General features: G+C 51.8%; 13 protein-coding genes and 1 pseudogene. 9 read left to right on the plus strand and 5 right to left on the minus strand.

Annotated features, from left to right (window positions below; genetic code table 11):
- Positions 1-55 precede the first annotated feature (55 nt).
- The 4 genes from SC206_RS03985 (at position 56) to SC206_RS04000 (ending at position 5370) form a co-directional block, all read left to right on the plus strand.
- Positions 56-1078, plus strand: coding sequence for a LacI family DNA-binding transcriptional regulator (locus SC206_RS03985; protein ID WP_332734398.1), 1023 nt, complete (start codon positions 56-58; stop codon positions 1076-1078).
- A 436-nt stretch (positions 1079-1514) separates the two neighbouring features.
- Positions 1515-2243, plus strand: coding sequence for a gluconate 2-dehydrogenase subunit 3 family protein (locus tag SC206_RS03990; protein WP_332734400.1), 729 nt, complete (start codon positions 1515-1517; stop codon positions 2241-2243).
- A gap of 17 nt (positions 2244-2260) precedes the next feature.
- A complete protein-coding gene (locus tag SC206_RS03995; RefSeq protein WP_332734401.1) occupies positions 2261-4030 on the plus strand; it encodes a GMC family oxidoreductase in 1770 nt (589 codons plus the stop codon).
- A 2-nt stretch (positions 4031-4032) separates the two neighbouring features.
- Positions 4033-5370, plus strand: coding sequence for a c-type cytochrome (locus SC206_RS04000; protein WP_332734403.1), 1338 nt, complete (start codon positions 4033-4035; stop codon positions 5368-5370).
- A 242-nt stretch (positions 5371-5612) separates the two neighbouring features.
- Here SC206_RS04000 and SC206_RS04005 read toward each other — a convergent pair whose 3' ends face one another.
- The 4 genes from SC206_RS04005 to SC206_RS04020 form a co-directional block, all read right to left on the minus strand.
- On the minus strand, positions 5613-6422 hold the full coding sequence (locus SC206_RS04005) for an SDR family oxidoreductase (RefSeq protein WP_332734404.1): 810 nt from the start codon (positions 6420-6422) through the stop codon (positions 5613-5615).
- The gene (gene iolE, locus SC206_RS04010; RefSeq protein ID WP_332734422.1) at positions 6419-7330 is read right to left on the minus strand and encodes a myo-inosose-2 dehydratase; all 912 of its coding nucleotides are present in this window, start codon (positions 7328-7330) and stop codon (positions 6419-6421) included. Before iolE ends, SC206_RS04005 begins: the two co-directional genes overlap by 4 nt.
- Positions 7331-7356: 26 nt before the next feature.
- A complete protein-coding gene (gene iolD, locus SC206_RS04015) occupies positions 7357-9204 on the minus strand; it encodes a 3D-(3,5/4)-trihydroxycyclohexane-1,2-dione acylhydrolase (decyclizing) (protein ID WP_332734406.1) in 1848 nt (615 codons plus the stop codon).
- Between the two features lie 141 nt (positions 9205-9345).
- Complete coding sequence (locus tag SC206_RS04020; RefSeq protein ID WP_332734407.1) at positions 9346-10284, minus strand: MurR/RpiR family transcriptional regulator; 939 nt, start codon at positions 10282-10284, stop codon at positions 9346-9348.
- A 467-nt stretch (positions 10285-10751) separates the two neighbouring features.
- Here SC206_RS04020 and SC206_RS04025 point away from each other — a divergent pair, with 467 nt between their 5' ends.
- The 5 genes from SC206_RS04025 (at position 10752) to SC206_RS04045 (ending at position 16223) form a co-directional block, all read left to right on the plus strand.
- A complete protein-coding gene (locus tag SC206_RS04025; RefSeq protein WP_332734408.1) occupies positions 10752-12185 on the plus strand; it encodes an NAD-dependent succinate-semialdehyde dehydrogenase in 1434 nt (477 codons plus the stop codon).
- A gap of 10 nt (positions 12186-12195) precedes the next feature.
- A complete protein-coding gene (locus tag SC206_RS04030) occupies positions 12196-13017 on the plus strand; it encodes an HpcH/HpaI aldolase family protein (RefSeq protein ID WP_332734409.1) in 822 nt (273 codons plus the stop codon).
- A gap of 1 nt (position 13018) precedes the next feature.
- Entirely contained in the window at positions 13019-13999 is a 981-nt protein-coding gene (locus SC206_RS04035) for a hydroxyacid dehydrogenase (protein WP_332734411.1), read from the plus strand.
- Between the two features lie 84 nt (positions 14000-14083).
- Positions 14084-15082, plus strand: a complete 999-nt coding sequence (gene iolG, locus SC206_RS04040) for an inositol 2-dehydrogenase (protein ID WP_332734413.1) — start codon at positions 14084-14086, stop codon at positions 15080-15082.
- A gap of 22 nt (positions 15083-15104) precedes the next feature.
- Positions 15105-16223, plus strand: coding sequence for a Gfo/Idh/MocA family protein (locus SC206_RS04045; RefSeq protein WP_332734415.1), 1119 nt, complete (start codon positions 15105-15107; stop codon positions 16221-16223).
- A 166-nt stretch (positions 16224-16389) separates the two neighbouring features.
- On the opposite strand, the pseudogene SC206_RS04050 reads toward SC206_RS04045, so the two are convergent.
- Positions 16390-17050 (minus strand): annotated as a pseudogene (locus SC206_RS04050) (IS3 family transposase); the annotation flags it as partial.
- Positions 17051-17154 lie beyond the last annotated feature (104 nt).

Consider the following 17154-nt stretch of genomic DNA (forward strand, 5'->3'; position numbering starts at 1 on the left):
TTCACCGATTGAAGTTCAATGGTCCTATGTGCAGCTACATCTTATAAGCGGACCAATGACTGAAGAAAAAAAGCCACGGAAACAACCCAAGGCAAATGCAAGCGCCGTCGCCAAACTTGCAGGGGTATCAAAATGGACAGTGTCTCGCGCTTTCACGCCCGGTGCCTATGTGTCGCCCGAGACGAAAGAAAAGGTCATGGCCATCGCGGCAGAACTGGGTTACCGCCCTAACCTGCTGGCGCGCAGTCTGACCAAAAGAAACACTCATATCATTGGTATCGCCATCGATGAGCTGAAAAACCCGCATTCTATGCGCGTGCTTGATGCTGCGACCAAAGAGTTACAGGCCAGAGGTTATCTGGCGCTGGTATTAAATATTACCGCCGGTGAAAACCATCAGTCGGTGATTCAGATGGCCGATCAGCTGCAAGTTGACGGCATCCTTTTTATTGCCAATGTGTTAAGTAACGAACTGTTTGATATCGCTCATAGCCTGCACTCCGTGCCGCTGATTCAAATTTGTCGTAACAGTGAAGACCATCGCAACATTGAAGTGGTTAATATCGACGGCTATGCAGCAGGCCGTGAGATAGGCCAGCTTTTGCTGGCGCAGGGTTACCAAAAATTTGGTTATCTTAAAGGGCCAGATACCGAATCCAGCCATTTGCTGCGTATGGATGGCTATCGGGATGAGCTTGAAGCAAGCCATTTTTCTATTGATTTACAGTTGGTTGCAGGCAGATATGAGCGCAGGCTGGCATACACCAAAATGAAAGAGTATTTGCTGTCAACGCCAGCTGATGAACGGGTTGATGCCCTGTTTTGTGAAAACGATGTGTTAGCCATCGGCGCGCTTGAAGCGATGTATGAGCTTGATGTTTACCATGAAATCGCCATCGTAGGTTTTGATGGCATTGAAGAAGCGGACTCGCCGGTCTGGGAACTGACGACTTATAATCAGAATACCGAAAAGTTGATCGAAGAGGCGATAAATCGCCTGACCGAAGGTAAATCGAATAACGACGGTGACTGGCGAAAAGGTCAGTTGGTAGTAAGGCGTTCGCATCTTATTAAGTGACGATTTACTCAGCCTGTGACTGTTTGCGAATTGACTTCAGTTAATAACGGAAGCAGGCTGAGAAAGCATACATTATTTCGCCTATTTCTTATTAGGCAGCAAAAAAAATGCAGCATACAAAAACAATAATTATTAACTGATAGAACTGACTTATTGCCAATTAATTTATAACACTAAGGGTGCTCCGATGTTAAATAACAACCTCGCGACCTAGTCCATTACTGCCTTATAGCGAAAGAAGCCAAACGCAACCTTTAATTTTTAAGGGTCGATGCTTTACGTCGCTCATATTATTATGCTGCGTTTAATCAACGCCAATTAACCGTGTTTTAACAGGGTTGGCTTCCTATTGCCAATTCTTAAGGTATTCGCCTATTTACACGCGAATTTTAGCAATGCTGATCATTATAATGTCGAGTTATTGAAGGAAATAAACATGAACCGAAGAGAAGCCCTCTTTTCAATCAGTTCACTCGTTGCAACGTTAACGGTCGCCCCCAAGCTGGGTGCCAAAGAGCTGCATAACGTGCCGCTCGAATCGGCATTAAATGCCGACGCCGTTCCCGTTCCCGCGATGCAAGGCGGTTATCGCGTATTAACCAATGAAACAGATCGCAAGAATCTGGCGGCTATTTATGACCGGCTGATCCCTGCCGACGACCATGGCCCTTCGGCGACGCAGGAAGGCGCTCTCGAATTTATCGATGACCAGCTCGCCGGTGATTACGGTTCGGGCGCGGCACTTTATCTGCAAGGGCCATTGCGTCCAGAAAATGAAGAGATGCTGATGGGTGCCCCTCAGTTTATGACCTCGCCGCGCGAGCGCTACATCACGGGCTTGAGAGCGCTGGAAGCCTGGGCGCAGGTGAATCATCACGCCTCATTTTACACCCTTAATGCCGAGCAGATTGACGCCTTCCTGACCGCGATGGAAGCCGGAAAAATAAATCTGGGTGCCGACGTCAACAGTCAGGGCTTCTTCGAATTAATGCTGCAAAACGTCCGTGAAAGTTATCTGGCTGACCCGCTGTATGGCGGTAATAAAACCATGGCCGGCTGGAAGATGATTGGCTTCCCGGGCGCGCGCTATGACTATCGCCAATACGTTGACCGTCGCGGCGAAAATTTGAAATTGATTCCAGTAAGCCTAATTCCAAAAGATTGATTGTCGGAGCAGAGTAAATGTCAGAGATAAGAAATAAAGCCGACGTCGTAATTGTCGGATTAGGCTGGGCGGGCTCCGTCATGGCCGAAGAGTTAACCCGCGCCGGTTTAAACGTTGTCGCTATCGAGCGCGGCGCGTGGCGCGATACTTCAACGGATTTCCCGGTTGCTGTCGATCCGGACGAATTGCGCTGGCACACCCGTCGCCAGTTATTGCAGCCGATGAGCGTCGAAACCACCACTTTCCGCAATAACAGCAGTCAGGATGCGGCACCCGTCCGCGAATGGTCTGCCTACCAGTTTGGCTGGAACGTCGGCGGCGCGGGAACCCACTGGGCCGGCATGTCATGGCGCTTTACCCCGTGGGATTTCGAGGTCGCAACACGGACTCGTGAGCGTTACGGTGCGGCTAGAATGAAAGATCTCCAGCTTCAAGACTGGGGCGTAACCTACGCCGAGATGGAGCCTTTTTACGATCGCTTCGAGCGCATCGCGGGTACCTCGGGTATCGCCGGGAATCTGAACGGCAAACCGCAGCCGAACGGTAACGTGTTTGAAGGGCCGCGCAGTCGTGACTACCCGACGCCGCCGTTAAAAGATACTCACTGGTTGCGTAAATATCGTCAAACAACGGAAGGAATGGGTTTTCACCCGTTTACCATTCCGGCGGGCAACCTTTCGCAATCCTACGTTAATCCGCTGGGCGTCACGATGGGGCCGTGTACCTATTGCGGATTCTGCGATTTTCACGGCTGTGGCAACTTCAGTAAATCGTCGCCACAGGCCTGTATTCTTCCTGTGCTGATGCGTCGTCCAAACTTCACCGTGTTGACCGAAACCGAAGTGTTGCAGGTCATCAAGCACGATGACGGCAAGACCGCCAAGGGCGTGCGTTTCGTGACTCGCGACGGGAAAGAAGGCTTCCAGCCTGCCGACGTGGTCTGCATCACGGCGTACCAGATGGACAACGTGCGCATGCTGCTGCTGTCGAAAATCGGCGAGCCGTATGACCCGAAAACTGGCAAAGGCACCGTCGGCCGCAATTATAACTACCAGAGCTGTTCTTCCGTCACGGGCTTTTTCGACGGCGAATTCATGAACCCGTTCATTGGCGGCGGCGCGCTGGCGGTGCAGATTGATGACTTCAACGGCGATAACTTCGACCATAGCAATCTCGATTTCATCGGCGGCGCGGGCATCATGGCCTACAACACCGACGGCCGCCCTATTCAGCACATGAACAGCCTTCGCGAAGGCACCAAACGCTGGGGCAGCGAGTGGAAAGCAGGCTACGCGCGCGACTATCAAACCGCCGCGACCGTATTCTGTCAGGGCACCTCAATGCCGGTGCGCGGGGCGTATCTCGATCTCGATCCGGTCTACAAGGACCGCCATGGCCGCCCTCTTCTGCGCGTAACGTTTGATTGGAACCAGAACGATATCAAGATGGTCGATTTCGTTACCGAAAAAGCCAAAGCCATTATGAAACAGGCTGGCCCGACGACCACCATCATGGAGAAGCAGACCGACAAGGCGTGGAATCCGTACCAGCAAGAGAGCTCGCACACGATTGGCGGTGCCGTAATGGGAGCGAATCCTCAAACTTCCGTGGTGAATCCTTATCTGCAAAGCTGGGACGTGCACAACGTGTTCGTGGTCGGCGCTTCCGCGTTCCCGAACAACGGCGGCTACAACCCGACGATTACCGTGGGCGCGCTGGCAGTGCGCGCGGCGCAGGCAATCCATCAGACCTACATTAAAAATCCGGCCCCTCTGGTGAAGGCATAATCATGAGCGCAAAAAAGAAAATCGGTTATAGCCTCGCGGCGCTGGCCGTGCTGGCAGGGATTGGGGTGTTCGGCAGACTCTGGATGGTGATGGACAGCTCGCGTTCCGAGGTGGCCGACAACACCGTCAAGCTGGCAGATTTCCACAGCACCGACGCGGCCGCCATCAAGCGTGGCGAATACGCGATGCGTCTTGGCGACTGCGCCGCCTGCCACGAGCAGAGCTTTGCGGGCGGCTATAAAATCAACACGCCGTTTGGCGAGTTGCAGACCTCGAACATCAGCCCGGACCGCGAAACCGGTATCGGCAACATGACCGAGCGCGACTTCTTCAACGCGTTACGATTAGGTCGCGGCGATCACGGCTTCCTCTATCCGGCGATGCCGTACACCGCCTACGCCAAGATGAGCGATCAGGATTTACACGACCTGTGGGCCTACATGTCGACCATGAAACCGGTCAGCAACAAGGTCGACGAAAATGGCGGCATGAACTTCCCGTACAACATTCGCCTGGCGATGGCGGGCTGGAATTTACTGTTCTTCGATAATAATGGCTTCAAACCGGAAACGTTGAAAACGGCCAAAGTTGCTGACGCCAGCGCGTTGGAAACCATTAATCGCGGCAAATATATCGTCGACGGTCCGGCGCACTGTAGTGTCTGTCACTCGGCGCGTAACGCGCTCGGCGGCGAAATCAGCAGCCAATATTTGCAGGGCGGCAATCTGGGTGACTGGTACGCGCCAGACATCACGCCGAATCCGCACGCCGGTATCGGCTCGTGGAGCAACGACGAGATTGCGCAATACCTGAAAACCGGCTCCGATGGCAAAAGCGTGGCGGCAGGGCCAATGTCCGAAGCAGTCGAACACTCGATGCAATATTTCACCGACAGTGATTTGCAGGCCGTCGCGGCTTACCTGAAAAGCCTTCCTGCTTCGGGTACGCCAGCGCCGAAAGCCTTTGCGATGGACGAATCGGCGCGTAATAAAGGTGCGCTGACCTTCGAGGTTAACTGTTCGGCCTGTCACGGTGAGAAAGGCGAAGGCATTACGGGGATGGTTCCGGCGTTTGCAGGCAATGGTTCGATGCTGAATAACCCGACCAATATGATCACCGCAATGTTGAACGGCGCGCGGGCAGCCAACACGGCAGAACGCCCGACTGCTGCGGGTATGCCATCGTTTGACTGGAAGATGAATGATCAGCAGATTGCCGATATCCTGAACTACGTGCGAAATTCGTGGGGCAATCAGGCCAGCGAAGTGACGGCGAAGGAAGTGGCGGTAATGCGTAAGCAGACCAAGGCCGGAAGCAAGCTTGCTGTCCAACAGCACTAATCAAATAAGCAATAATTTAAATAATAACCTTACAAATCAATAATTTAATTTACTTTTATTGAGGCTGGGTTATTATCAATAAAAAAGAATCAAGGATGATTCGGGTTGATGATTTTGGCGCTCATGGAGCGCCTTTTTTTCATCGATTAACACTTTTCTTTAATCGGTGACTTTTTCATCAAAAAGTCAGGGTAAACACCGACAGGATAAAAATCTATTCTGTCGGCCTGTGATTCCAGGGTTTATAGGGCGCTGGCCGGTGCTGGCGGATTGTCATAACCGCCCCAGATTGACTGGTCATAGTTCACCACTGAACCGGTCATCAATCCTGACTGCTCGCTAGCCAGGAAGGCGACGGCGCGCGCCACTTCTGCGGGTTCAATCAGCCGCCCGAAAGGCAAATCTGCCGCGGCCTTTTGCAGCCAGTCATCCTGCGCGCCATGATATTGCTTCATGATGCGGTCTTCGCCTTCAGACGCCATCCACCCAATATTCAAGGCGTTAACGCGAATATTATTGCGCACCGTAGCGTAGGCAGTGTTGCGGGTCAGCGTTGCCAGCGCGCCTTTGGAAGTACAGTAGGCGGCAATAAAAGGCTGACCGGTTAAGCCCGACATGGAACAGATATTAACGATGCTGCCCTTCACCTCGGTTTTTTTCATCAGCTTGATCGCTTCCTGAATCAGGAAAAACGGTCCGCGTACGTTGGTCGCCATGATTTGATCAAACAGCTCGGGCGAAGTGTCGAGAATGCTGCCGCGATCGGTCATGGCACCGGCATTGACCAACACGTCGATGCGTCCGAAATGCTGCTCGGCCTTGTAGATTGCGCTACGGCAATCGTCGACGTTGGTTAAATCCGTTTTATGAAAATGGGCGACACAGCCGTCGCCTGTCAGCTTGTCGGCCACTGCCGCGCCCTTCTCGGCATTTCGTCCGCAGAGAATTAGTCCCGCCGCGCCAGCCTGCTTGAACTCATTGGCGATGGCAGCGCCCAAACCTTGCGTACCGCCGGTAATGACGGCAATTTTTCCCTGTAATGAACCTGTCATGATGCTTCTCCTTCGATCAATGTGTAGCCCGCTTTTTTCAACGACTGTTTCAGGCTGGAATAGCCGATTTTTGCGTACTCTAATGGCGGGGCGAGCGCAGGATCCTGCTCGGCTTCCACCACAAACCACCCTTCATAGCCGATTTTTGCCAGCTCGGCGACGATAGCGTCAAAGTCGATGCAGCCATCGCCCGGCACGGTATAAACCCCTTTCAGGACGGCATCAAGGAAGGAATCCTGTCCCCAATCGAGTTTAGCGAGCACCTCGGCGCGCACGTCCTTGGTATGCACGTGATTAATTCTATCGCCATGCTTTTTAAGGATACTTAACGGATCTACGCCCGCGAACACGAGGTGACCGGTATCAAACAGCAGTTCGACGACCTGCCCGGTATTCGCCATCAACAGGTCGATGTCGCGTTCATCTTCAATCGCCGTACCAATATGATGGTGGAAAGCCAGCGGCACGCCGAAATTGGCACAATAGCTGGCAAATTCGGTCAGTTTTTTGCCATATTCGCGCATTTCAGACTCGCTTAAACGGCGACGGCGATTGAGCGCGATCTCCTGACGATTTTGAATAGTGCCCGCCGTTTCGCCGTAAACGATGCAGGTCGCGCCACAATCCTTAAACAGTTGCAGCTGCGGCGTAACCTTACTGATTTCACTCACTAAATCGTTATCCAGCAAGGTGCCGGAATACCAGCCGGACACCAGTTGCAGGTGATATTCCGCCAGCTGAGGACGAAGCTCCACGCTACGCAGCGGGAATTTACCGCCGGTTTCTACCCCTGAAAATCCCGCTTGGCGGCTTTCCGACAGGCAGACCGACAGCGGTGTATCACCGCCAAGTTGTGGGAGGTCATCGTTGGACCAGGCGATTGGCGCTATACCGAGTTTGGCTTTCAGATTCATGATGCGATTTCCTGTTAGGGTTAAATACCGATGCGCTGTTTTTTACGGTCTTGCTCATGCTGATTTCTTGCATCTCTTACACTTTCTCGTGCACTGACTTCCGGCACGCCCACGTCCCACCAGGCATCGCCCGGCGTCCACTGATGCGGGTGAGTATCGATGCAGATAACCGTGGTCCGATCGTTGGATTTTGCCCAATCAATGGCCGATTCCAGTTCGTTGAGATTGCCGACTTTTCGGGCCAGAGCACCCATCGACTGGGCGTGGGCCACAAAATCAACGTGGAAAGGCTCCTTCACTCGGCAATCTTTGAGCAGATTATTGAATGAGGCGCCGCCCTTGGCATTTTGCAGGCGATTGATCACCGCGTAGCCGCCGTTATCGCAAACCAGCAGGATCATCTTGTGACCTGAAAGCACGGTGGAATAGACGTCGGAGTTCATCATCATGTAGGTCCCGTCGCCAATCATGACAAACACGTCGCGGTCCTGTTCCATCATCGCCACGCCCCAGCCGGCCGAAATTTCGTAACCCATGCAGGAGAAGCCAAATTCGCAGTCAAAGGTGCCGGGATTTTTAACTTTCCAACCCTTGACCAGTTCACCCGGCAACCCGCCCGCCGCGCTAATCACATAATCTTCATTGGCAGCGCAGGCATTGACCACGCCTACCACCTGCGCGTAACTCGGCACGTTTTCGTAGATTTCCGTGCGCTGCTGCTTCTCTTCGATCAGTTGATTCCATTTGCTGAACATTTCGCGGCCATGACGCATCCAGCCAGCATCGACCTTATATTCGCCCAAGGCATTATTCAGCTCGTCAATCCCTTCACGAGCGTCGCAAACGAGAGGAATGGCAAAATGCTTGTGGGCATCAAATCGCGCCGCGTTGATAGAGATAAACTGCGCTTCGGGCGAAAATACGGTCCAAGAACCGGTCACGAAATCCATTAATCGGGTGCCAACCGCAATAATGACGTCGGCATTGGCAGCCAGCGCATTGGCGGAGGTCGAGCCTAAAATACCAATCGGCCCCATATGCACCGGGTTGTCGTGGGTAAACGCGCCCTTTCCGGCGATAGTTTCAACAACCGGAATGCCGCGCTCTTTAGCAAACTTCTCAAGTGCCTGTTCAGCCTGCGAATAACGCACGCCGCCGCCGGAAATAATCAGTGGATGTTTTGCCGCTTGCAGAAGTTCCACGGCCTGTTGCAGGCGATAATTGTCGGGACGCGGACGTGGAATGTGATGCACACGACGCTGGAAGAAAGCTTCGGGGAAATCCCAGGCCATCTCCTGTACGTCCTGACACAATCCCAAAAACGCCGGGCCGCACTCGGCGGGATCAAGCATGGTCGCTACCGCCTGCGGCAGGGAAGAGACAATCTGATCGGGCCAGGTGATGCGATCCCAATAGCGCGTAACGGCTTTAAAAGCATCGTTAACCGACTGAGTCGGATCGTTGAAATGTTCCACCTGCTGCATAACAGGATCAGGATGACGTCGTGCAAAGGCGTCGCCGCACAGCATCAAAAATGGCAGACGACTCACATGAGCCACGCCTGCGGCAGTCAGCAAATTGGTGGTGCCGGGGCCAATAGAGGCCGTCACCACCATGATTTGCCGACGCAAATTGGCTTTGGCATAGCCCACGGCGGCAAAGCCCATGGACTGTTCGTTTTGTCCGCGCCAGGTCGGCAATACGTCCTGCACGCTTTCAAGCGCCTCTCCCATACACGTCACATTACCGTGTCCGAAAATGCCAAATACGCCCGGAAACAGCGGAACTTCCTGACCATCTATCTCGGTAAACTGATTACTTAGATAACGAACAATGGCCTGCGCGGTGGTACAACGATACGTCGACATAGTAGCTACCTGTGATGTAGGGCCCGTCGGTAAAACAGGCGGTTTCTTTAGAAAAAAAATTGCATAACATAAAATTTCGCAATTTATGTTGCATTTTTTGACAAGACTTCCCCATTAAAGGGAAGCAATAAATCGGAAGCGCTATTTGTTATGGGCTTTTTTAGCGTCTTCCGAACGTAACAATCTTTCAGTTAAGGTCTTGATTCGTGGCTGATCTTCGCCGGGTTGCAGTATGGCCGCCAGAGAGAGCGCAATGCTTTGAACCAAACATACGGGCGCAGCCAGCGAACGCGAAAAACTGTACTCTTCTTCCGGAATGGTAAACAGCACGGACGCGTGTTTAGCCAGCGGAGAAAGTACGCTATCGGTGATAGCCACAATAGGCACCGTTTTGCTCTCGGCGATGTCAGCGATGTCCATCACTTCCTGCGCATAATGGCGGAAAGAAACGGCAATCAGCGCATCTTTACTTTTCATGCTCATGGCTATTTGCGGGGCCAGACCACCGGGCATATTGAGCAAGATAACCTTGCGATTCAACATGGTGAGCAAGTAACGCATCAGCATGGCCACCGGCTCGGAACGCAGCTGACCGGCAATATAAATGGTGTCGGCACGGCTCAAATACTCGGCACTTTTATCCAGATCAACAGCTTGAATACTTTCCAGCATGCCTTGTAAGGTCGCTATGTCGCGCACCACCAGATCTTGTAAAAAGCCTGCACTGCCCTGCTGTTGATTCCTTTGCAAATCGCTTTCCAGCGCGGTAATACGTTCGTTATAACCCGGCGCGGACGTCGCCAGTCGCGTCTGAAACACGACCTGCATCTGCTTGAATCCGCTGTAACCCAGATTCTGGGCAAAACGCACCAACGTCGAAGGATGCAGGCTGCATTTCAGCGCGATGGCATTGATAGATTCAAGCGCCACGGCGTTCGGATTCTGCATGATAAAACGTGCTACTTGTTGAAATCGCTCAGATAACTGGGGATAGCGCTCCGTTATCTCATTCACCACCTGCTCATAATTTTTATGGGGCGGCGGTGGCGATTGTTTATCATTTTTCTTTCGAGTCACCATATTGATAGGCCCTAAATCCAGCAAATTTCTAAAACTGAATGCATCCTGCGCTGATCGCAAGGCGATGTCATTCCGTCTCAACCTTGAATTCAGGTTATAGCAACTAAAATTGCATTTCAATTTTACTTGCAATAGACATTTCAAAAATCGTGATCTTGCTCTGATATTCGATATAAAAATTTCATTTTAGCCCCTCTCGAAAAAGCTCATTCTCCTCATTTCATCTTATCAAAGCATTTTAATTAGATTAATAATCATAGACTTATAATTTTATAATTTTTAAAACCCTCATTATTTGGAAGATTTAATTCATTTTGCAATTTTTATTGCGTTGATCTAAATATTGCAACTAGAGAGTTCAGTTACGCCATCATCAGCGATTTTTAGCGAAATGAATCGTCACTGACAGACCCCCTTTCCACTCACGGGTTATCGACTATTAACCCCAGCTAAGACAGGAAGCGCGTATGTACGAAAACTATGGGCAGTTTATTGAAGGCGGCTGGCGCAAGGGTCAGGGATCCAAAACGCTTACCGTTACCGATCCAGGTCGAGGTGAAACGTTGGGCGAAATCGTTGAAGCTTCCGCACAGGACACGCAGGCCGCTATCGAAAGCGCCGAAAAAGCGTTCGCCCGCTGGAAGTTAACTCCTGCCTGGGAGCGCGCAGAGTTATTGCATCGCGTCGCCGCCGAGATGGAAAAGGCGCGTGATAAAGCGGCGCGCATTATCTCTCTTGAAAGCGGCAAACCCGTGGCGCAGGCCAGCCGGGAATGGACGCTATCGGTCGATCAATTCACCTGGTACGCCGAAGAGGCACGACGCATTTATGGACGCATCGTAGAAAGCCGCGTGCCGGGCGGGCGTTGTGAAGTGTCCCACCAGCCAGTCGGCGTAGTGGCCGCGTTCACCGCATGGAACTTTCCGGTGGTCCTGATCGCTCGCAAAGTGGCGCCTGCGCTGGCGGCCGGTTGCACCGTAGTGTTGCGCCCATCCAGCGAAGTTCCCGGCTCGGCCATGGTCATCATGGAATGTTTGCAAAAAGCCGGCATTCCCGCTGGCGTGGTCAACATGGTCGTGGGCAGCACCGACGCCACCTATAACGTGTTGATTAATTCGCCGGTGATACAAAAAGTCACCCTCACCGGCTCGACTCGTATCGGTCAGCAGATGATCCGCGACTCGGCGGCCACCATTAAACGCCTGAGCATGGAACTTGGCGGCAACGCGCCGATGATCGTATTTGATGACGCCGACGTCGAAAAAACGCTGGATTTGGCCGTGCCGACCAAATTTGCCAACTGCGGACAGGTGTGCGTCGCGCCAGACCGTTTTTATGTCCACGAATCGATTGCCGAAGCCTTTATTAACGGTTTCGCCGCGCGTGCTGAAAAGCTGAAAGTCGGATACGGCCACGACGAAGGCGTCGAAATGGGACCAATAATCAACCAGCGTCGTCTCGAGGCTATCGAGCAAGTGGTTGACGACGCACGCAAAAAAGGCGCACGCGTCGTGACAGGCGGCCATCGCATTCTGGATAGACCGGGCTTCTACTTTGCGCCGACAGTGCTTGCCGAAATGCCGGAAGATGCCATCGCCCTGTGCGAAGAAAACTTCGGCCCCATTGCGGCTATCACGACTTTCAAAGATGAAGACGAGGTTATCGCGCGCGTTAACCAGTCTGATTTCGCCCTTTCCGCTTACGCCTTTACCCGTGATGCAGCGCGTATTCGCCGCGTCTCTGCCAATTTGCAAGCTGGCATGGTCGGCATCAACAGCTTTGCGTTGGCCGCGGCCGAAGTGCCGTTTGGAGGTATAAAGTCCAGCGGCATGGGCAGCGAGGGCGGAACGGAAGGTATTCACGAGTACATGAACGTCAAACTGACCCAGGTTGTTCTATAAGGAAAGCGACATGATTACTAATAATCTTAAGCAACTCTTTAAACAGGATAAAACCGCGCTCAACGGCTGGCTTTCCGTTGCCAGCCCTTTCACCGCCGAGATTATGGCGGCCCAAGGCTATGATTCCGTCACCATTGATATTCAGCACGGGTTTGTGGGTTACGAGACCGCAGCCGTGATGCTGCAAGCCATGCGTGCCAGTGGCGTAACGCCTATGGTTCGCGTGCCGTGGCTCTCTCCGGGCGACATTATGAAAGCGCTCGATGCGGGCGCTTACGGGATTATTTGTCCGATGATCAATAATGCCGAAGAGGCAAAACAGCTGGTTTCCTGCGTGCGTTATCCGCCCCTTGGGCAACGCAGTTTTGGTCCAACGCGCGTCACCTTCGCGGCGGGACAGGATTATGGCCAGCATGCAGACAATGAAATCCTCTGCTTTGCCATGATTGAAACCGCCGAAGCCGTGCGCAATATCGACGAGATTGTTGCCACGCCGGGTCTGGATGGAATTTATATCGGCCCTGCCGATCTCACTTTAGGACTAACCGGTAAAAAATATCGTACCGGATTTGACCGCGATGAAAGTGAAATAATCAGTAATATCAAACATATTCTGGAACGAGCACATTCGGCAGGCATTTATGCCGGTTTGCACAATGGCACGGCGGAATACGCTGCCAAAGCTGCCGAATGGGGATTTGATCTGGTTACCGTTTCCAACGACGTGCAACTCCTGCGCGGTGCGGCGACGGCCAGCGTTGACCGTTTCCGTCAATTGACGGGTGGCAACGCCTCTGCGTCCCCCGCTGTTGCCCAGAAAGGAGGATATTAAAATGCCACATATTCTTATCGCAGGAAAAATCCATCAGGCGGGATTAGAGATCCTTAAAGCCAGAAAAGATTTCACCTTTGATTTAGTCGATGAAGTCAGTGTTTCGAGTTATACGCCTTTTATTCGCCATGCCGACGCGCTGCTATTACGCACTCAGCCGCTAACCCGCACTGAAATATCGCTGGCATCAAAACTTAAAATCGTTTCGCGACACGGCGTAGGTTATGACGCGGTTAACGTGGCGGCGTTAAATAAGCGCGGTATTCCATTGACTATCGTAGGTGACGTCAATTCTCTCTCGGTAGCAGAACATACGTTAGCCATGCTAATGGCGCTGGCGAAACAATTGCCGGTGTATGACCAAAGTATTCGTCAGGGCAAATGGAATTGCCGCAACAGCTTTTCGGCGATTGAATTAGCGGGCAGAACGCTGTTCATTCTTGGATTTGGTCGTATTGGTCGTGAAGTATCGCGAATGGCGAAGTGTTTCAATATGTCTATTGTCGCCTACGATCCTTTTGTTCCGGCCAATGTATTTACCGAGCACGGCGTAAAACAGGTTGCAACTATTGAGCAAGGGCTGGAATTAGCCGACGCGGTGACCGTTCATTTACCGCTTAATGACAAGAAACCGCTGATTGGCCGCAAGGAGCTGGCATTATTAAAACCTCACGCCATTGTTATTAATACGGCGCGCGGGGGAATTATCGATGAAACTGCGCTTATTGATGCCTTAAATAATAACCGGCTGGCGGGCGTTGGATTAGATGTGTTCCGCGAAGAGCCGCTAAACCCTGCGTCGCCGCTGCTGGCCGCCTCTAATCGCCTGCTGGTCAGCCCACATTCTGCGGGTCTCACCCAGGAAGCCGCCATGCGAATGTCGGTTTCTGCGGTCAATAATATTATTGATTATTTCAGCGGCACGCTGGATGAAAAACTTATCGTCAACAATAAAGAAATAATCAAAGACAGTATCGTTTGATAAGGCTCGGCCTATTTATTAATGCCGTTTATTAGTTAAAAGAATTTTTATCTCGATAACACGATTACCCTACAGGAATTAAGTATGTTGAGAATCGCCTTATTAGGTGCTGGCCGCATCGGGCACGTTCACGCTATGAATGTAGCCGCACATCCTGAATTAACGTTAGTCGGCATCGCCGATCCGTTAATTGAAAACGCCCTTTCGCTAACAAAATTAGTGGGCGGGCGCGCGGTTAAAGATCCGCTCGAGTTTATTGAGGATGACTCAATAGATGCCGTGATTATTGCTACGCCGACTGATACTCATGTCGATTTAATGCTGAGAGCGGCGCGCAAAGGTAAAGCCATTTTATGCGAGAAGCCGGTGGACCTTAATCTCAATCGCGCCCGCGAAGCCTGTGAAGAACTTAAACAACGCAATGCGCGGGTAATGGTGGCTTTTAATCGCCGCTTTGATCCCAGCGCGCGGGAAATATATCAGGCCATTGCTGAAGGCGAAATCGGCGAATTACATCAAGTAATGATAACCAGTCGCGATCCGGGATTTGCCTCCATGGAATATCTGAGCCATTCAGGCGGTGTCTTTCGTGACATGACGATTCATGATTTTGACATGGCGCGCTGGCTATTGGGCGAGGAGCCGGTGGAAATTTTTGCTTCGGCCAGTCGATTGCTTAAACCTGAATTAGCCAAAAACAACGATTTTGACACCATTATGGTGCAGATTACCACCAAGTCTGGCAAGCAGTGCCATATCAACGGCAGCCGTCAGGCCAGGTACGGCCACGATCAGCGTCTCGAAGTGTATGGATCAGAGGGCATGCTACTTAACGACAATCAGCGCACCTCGTCGATTCGTCGTTATAACGCGCGGACCACCGAGTCGCGCCCTCCACTGGTTCACTTTTTTCTAGAGCGCTATGCAGAAGCCTATCGTATTGAACTTAATGAATTTGTTTTAGCAATTAACCATGCAACGCCTATGCCTATTACGCCGTATGACGGTTATAGGGCACTAAAACTCGCCGAATGCGCACAGCGTTCTGCTGAAACCGGCAAACCGGTCAACGTCGAAGATTAATTACTTGTATGAGGGAATAAACATGAAAAAGATTGGCATTGGTATTATCGGCACCGGATTTATGGGGACTTCACACGCGCTGGCTTATCGCGCGGCGGGCGGAATTTTCTCGGGTGAAGTGGCCCCTGAATTAATTAGCGTAGCCGACGTCGATCGCGCCGCGGCAGAAAAAGCCTATCACCGCTTCGGTTTCCGCCGTTACACCGATGACTGGCAGGCGCTTATCAATGATCCGGAAGTCGATGTGGTTTCAATCACTACGCCTAATAAATTCCATCTTGAACAAGCGCTTGCAGCCATTAAAGCAGGCAAGCACGTTCACTGCGAAAAGCCTATTGCGCCAAACAGTGAAGATGCAAAACTCATGACCGAAGCCGCCGAGGCAAAAGGGGTCATTACTCAGGTCGGTTTCAATTATCTTAAAAATCCGCTCATCAAACTGGCTAAAGAGATGATTGAAGGCGGCGAGCTGGGTGAAATCGTCAGCTTCCGTGGCATTCACGCGGAAGATTTTATGGGCTCGCCGCATACGCCGTGGTCATGGCGTCTTGATCCGAAAGGTGGCGCGGGGGCGATTGCCGATCTCGGCAGTCATATTATCGCCATGGCGCGTTACTTGCTGGGACCTATCGTCGGGCTCAATGCCGACCTTGAAACTGTCATCAAAGAAAGGCCCGTGGCACTGGGTGCATCTGAGCTACGCAAGGTTGAGGTCGATGATATCGCCAGACTGACGGTGGAGTTCGCGCGCGGCTGTAAAGGCAATATTGAAGCCAACTGGGTAGCAACAGGCCGCAAAATGCAGCTGGGCTTTGAGATTTACGGCACGTTGGGCGGCCTGCATTTTACTCAGGAAAGATTTAACGAGCTGAATTTGTATCGCAGTGAAGGCAATGGCGGCCATCATGGTTTCCAGAAAATTGAAGCGGGTCCAGAACATCTGCCTTATGGCGCTTTCTGCCCTGCTCCGGGTCATCAGTTAGGTTTTAATGACCTTAAAACTATTGAAATGGCAGAGTTTCTTCGCGCCGTTGGCAACAATCAGGCCAGCGGTCCCGATTTCAGAGAGGCTTGGGAAATTCAGAAAATTATCGACGCTACCTTAGTTTCATCGAAAGAGAAACGCTGGGTAACGCTCTGATAAACGCGGCACGACCTGTTGCGCACCACTAGTCGCGCACCACTAAAGTATTGACCCGCCACATGGCGGGTTTTTTATTCTTCAAAAATTTTCATTGCTTCAATTTCAACAGTTGCAAATACCTCGCTGAATAGACCCGGATTTACTAGACGGTTGCGTGCCTCATATGCGTATTAGGGGTCGGGACAATGAACTGTCGCTCAAGGTAATTAGGGCTGGCTACCGAAGGTTTTCCACCACTGTAGTAACGTCGTTTTCGATATCCGGTCTGGGATGCTAATTCAGCGAGCCTCATTAACTGAGCAACCCTGTTACGTCCGGCGCGTTCACCCAGGTCTTTCATATCGAGCCAGATTTTCCGGTAACCATAAACCCTACCACTTTCAAGCCACAGTTGCTTAATGAGGCCAGTCTGACGTTCGACCTGTCGGGCGCGCAACGATTTTGGCTGCTTTAGCCACTGGTAATAGCCGCTGTAATGAAGGCCAAGAACCAGGCACAGGCGACGTACAGGTAAAATGGCGACATTTTTTTAATGAAGGCGTACTTCAGCCGGATGTTCTTGCAAAGTACGCGGCAGCCTTTTTTAAAATATCTCGCTTTTCAGTTACCCGCTTAAGTTCTTGCCTGAGACGTTTTACATCAAGCTGGATAGCATCATCCTGCTTGCGCTGGGGTTCAGGTTTTTGGTGACGCTTAACCCAGGCATAAAGGCTGTTAGTCGATACCCCAAGTCGGGAGGCGACCTCAGATACGGGATATCCCTGCTCTGTGACCTGCTTTACGGCTTCAATTTTGAATTCTTCAGTGAACGTTTTGGCTGACATAAACACTCCTTCATTAAGCCACCATTATGGACTGACCCCACGACAGTAGACAAATTCTGTCCTCACGATGAGGCCTGTTCGAAGGCCTCCGGACTGACGCCGCC

Origin of the sequence: Rouxiella sp. T17, from assembly GCF_036663475.1 — a bacterium.
GTDB lineage: Bacteria > Pseudomonadota > Gammaproteobacteria > Enterobacterales > Enterobacteriaceae > Rouxiella.

Bases quoted from the DNA above. Each gene is read 5' to 3' on its own strand.
- SC206_RS03985 (WP_332734398.1), top strand. From the start codon at position 56: ATGACTGAAGAAAAAAAGCCACGGAAACAACCCAAGGCAAATGCAAGC.
- SC206_RS03990 (WP_332734400.1), top strand. From the start codon at position 1,515: ATGAACCGAAGAGAAGCCCTCTTTTCAATCAGTTCACTCGTTGCAACG.
- SC206_RS03995 (WP_332734401.1), top strand. From the start codon at position 2,261: ATGTCAGAGATAAGAAATAAAGCCGACGTCGTAATTGTCGGATTAGGC.
- SC206_RS04000 (WP_332734403.1), top strand. From the start codon at position 4,033: ATGAGCGCAAAAAAGAAAATCGGTTATAGCCTCGCGGCGCTGGCCGTG.
- SC206_RS04005 (WP_332734404.1), bottom strand. From the start codon at position 6,422: ATGACAGGTTCATTACAGGGAAAAATTGCCGTCATTACCGGCGGTACG.
- iolD (WP_332734406.1), bottom strand. From the start codon at position 9,204: ATGTCGACGTATCGTTGTACCACCGCGCAGGCCATTGTTCGTTATCTA.
- SC206_RS04020 (WP_332734407.1), bottom strand. From the start codon at position 10,284: ATGGTGACTCGAAAGAAAAATGATAAACAATCGCCACCGCCGCCCCAT.
- SC206_RS04025 (WP_332734408.1), top strand. From the start codon at position 10,752: ATGTACGAAAACTATGGGCAGTTTATTGAAGGCGGCTGGCGCAAGGGT.
- SC206_RS04030 (WP_332734409.1), top strand. From the start codon at position 12,196: ATGATTACTAATAATCTTAAGCAACTCTTTAAACAGGATAAAACCGCG.
- SC206_RS04035 (WP_332734411.1), top strand. From the start codon at position 13,019: ATGCCACATATTCTTATCGCAGGAAAAATCCATCAGGCGGGATTAGAG.
- iolG (WP_332734413.1), top strand. From the start codon at position 14,084: ATGTTGAGAATCGCCTTATTAGGTGCTGGCCGCATCGGGCACGTTCAC.
- SC206_RS04045 (WP_332734415.1), top strand. From the start codon at position 15,105: ATGAAAAAGATTGGCATTGGTATTATCGGCACCGGATTTATGGGGACT.